Annotated in this window: 3 protein-coding genes; 2 read left to right on the top strand and 1 reads right to left on the bottom strand. The window is 60.0% G+C overall.

All coding sequences use genetic code 11. The features are described from left to right. The coding region (locus tag Q2941_RS51345; protein ID WP_458197509.1) for a transposase at window positions 1-738 on the top strand (738 nt) is incomplete at its 5' end. A gap of 63 nt (window positions 739-801) precedes the next feature. On the opposite strand, the gene Q2941_RS51340 is transcribed toward Q2941_RS51345, so the two are convergent. Beyond that, a complete protein-coding gene (locus Q2941_RS51340) occupies window positions 802-1623 on the bottom strand; it encodes a class I SAM-dependent methyltransferase (RefSeq protein WP_458197508.1) in 822 nt (273 codons plus the stop codon). 291 nt (window positions 1624-1914) lie between these two features. Between Q2941_RS51340 and Q2941_RS51335 the strand changes: the two genes are divergently transcribed. Further along, a partial coding sequence (locus Q2941_RS51335; protein WP_458197507.1) for a beta/alpha barrel domain-containing protein occupies window positions 1915-2262 on the top strand: 348 nt, incomplete at its 3' end.

Here is a 2262-nt window from a genome sequence, read left to right as displayed (position 1 = left end):
AGCCGTTCGATGGCAACCAGTGGCCGCGGATCCGGCGTTGTCGGCTACAATGTCCAAGTCGCCGTCGATACCGACCATCACCTGATCATCGCGCATGAGGTGACGAACAGCGGCTCAGATCGGGCACAACTTGCCAATATGGCCAGGCAGGCGAAGGCTGTTCTGAAGACTGAGACGCTCGAGGCCGTTGCCGATCGCGGCTACTTCAGCAGCCCGGAGATCCTCGCCTGCCACGAGGCCGGCATCACAGTAACTCTGCCCAAGCCGATGACTTCGGGCGCCAAGTCGGACGGACGCTTCGGTAAGCAGGACTTTGTCTATTTGCCGGCGGAAGACGCCTATCGTTGTCCGGCCGGGGAGCGATTGCCGTATCGCTATACAAACGAAGAAGCCGACAAGATGCTGCGGCGCTACTGGACCAACGCCTGTAAGAACTGTTCGATCAAACCCCAGTGCACGCCCGGATCAGAGCGACGGATCACGCGATGGGAGCACGAGGATCTGCTCGACGCCGTGCAGCAGCGGCTCGATGCGAACCCGCTCGCTATGCGCCTTCGTCGCGAGACTGTCGAGCATCCGTTCGGCACGATGAAGGCACGAATGGGAGCGACGCACTTCCTGACCAAAACCCTTCCAAAGGTAGCCGCCGAGATGGCGCTCTCGGTTCTGGCCTACAATCTGACCCGAGCAATGAATATCCTCGGGATCAGGCCGCTGATCGCCGCGATCGCGGCCTGAGGCCGGCCCAGTTTTGACGGCCCTGTAAGGCCGTTTTTACACGGCCAAGACCCAGAGCAGACCTCAGTGAACTGACGCCATCACCACGAACGATTGCTGCGGGAACGTCAGCTTGCCGCCCGCCAGCATCGGACGATCAAGGCGGGACGCCGCGTCATCGGCAATCGACATGATGAGGCGCTCACGCTCGGACGCACCTACGTCCTTCAGCAGGAGCGCCGCCATCGGCGTCGCGGTGAGCTGAGAACGGACATAATCTATCACGGAGGGAAACGTGATCTGCTTTGTGACGGTGGCTACATCAACAACGTCGAACCCCGCCTGCTTCGCCCAAGCGCCGACCTCGTGCGCATCGTTCGAGAGGTGCTCCGAACGTTTGGTTCGCGAAGCCTCTTCCCCAAGATATTTCTCGAGCGCCTGCACGAAAGCGTGCGCTGCTGGCGTCCTCTCGATTGCGCTGTAGACGCTCAACCCAGCGCGGCCTCGCGGCTTCAGCACCCGCACCATTTCCCTTAGCGCCAGCGCGCGATCCGGGAAGAATTGTAGCCCGAGTTGGCAGAGCACTACGTCAAAGCTATTGCTATCGAACGGCAGGTCCAGCGCGCTACCTTCAATCCATTCAATGCTGGCGGACTTTCGCCGCGCAATCGCGATCATGGCTGTATTGAGGTCAATGCCAACCAATCTTCCGGCATGCCCACGCTGCTCTGCCAGCCTCGCCACGACGCCTGTCCCACAGGCGATGTCGAGTACGCTTTCACCTCGTCCCAGAGCGATACGATCAAGGAGATCATTAGCCCATACGGAAGTGATGGCTGGCACTAGGTAGCGCTCGTAAAGTTCCGGCGCGCTGGCGTCCATCTGCCAATGTTCATGTGCCGACATGCGTTCCTCCCATAGTGCCGTGGGATTGGAAATTATCGAGCAATTCCTGTGGAATGCCGTCGCGTCCGTTGACGTTGACCGACTTGGCGATCAATCGCAAGCGTGAACGGAACGGCCGCTTTTGGCCCTGAGCTGAACAACTGCGAGCCGTCACGATGTCCGCTGTCTGCGGGAGACCGGACGTCGTACGATGCTGCGCTGACCGCTGCCTTTGGCTCAAACCGGCTATTGACTCAGGGCAGGGCCGTCGTGCCCGTTCAAACGTGTGGCCCAGGAAACTGGTGTAGAACAATGCTGACGCAAATCTACGAGGTGGCGACACCTGCTGAAGCCGAAGCGATCTCGGCAATCGGTGTGGATCATGTCGGCGTTCTTGTCGGCGATGGGTCTTTCCCTCGCGAGCTTCGGGTTCACGAGGCTGCAGCTGTCATGAAGGCGATCCAGGCGCCGTCCGTGCTTTCAGCGCTGTTCCTCTCGGCGGATGTCGCTCTCATCGAACGGATGGCCAGGGAGCTTGACCCGCCCATCGTGCATCTTGGCGCTTCAAACGAATTGCTTACGCCAGATCATGTCGTGGCGCTGCGAAAGTCTCTGCCAAAAATCAAGTTCATGCGTAGCGTACCTGTGACGGGACCCGTG

The organism is Bradyrhizobium sp. UFLA05-153 (assembly GCF_054185185.1).
Note: the sequence above shows the minus strand (reverse complement) of the source record. Positions and strands in the feature narration are given on the sequence as shown.

Coding starts and splice junctions, on each gene's coding strand:
- Q2941_RS51340 (WP_458197508.1), bottom strand. CDS start 1,623: ATGTCGGCACATGAACATTGGCAGATGGACGCCAGCGCGCCGGAACTT.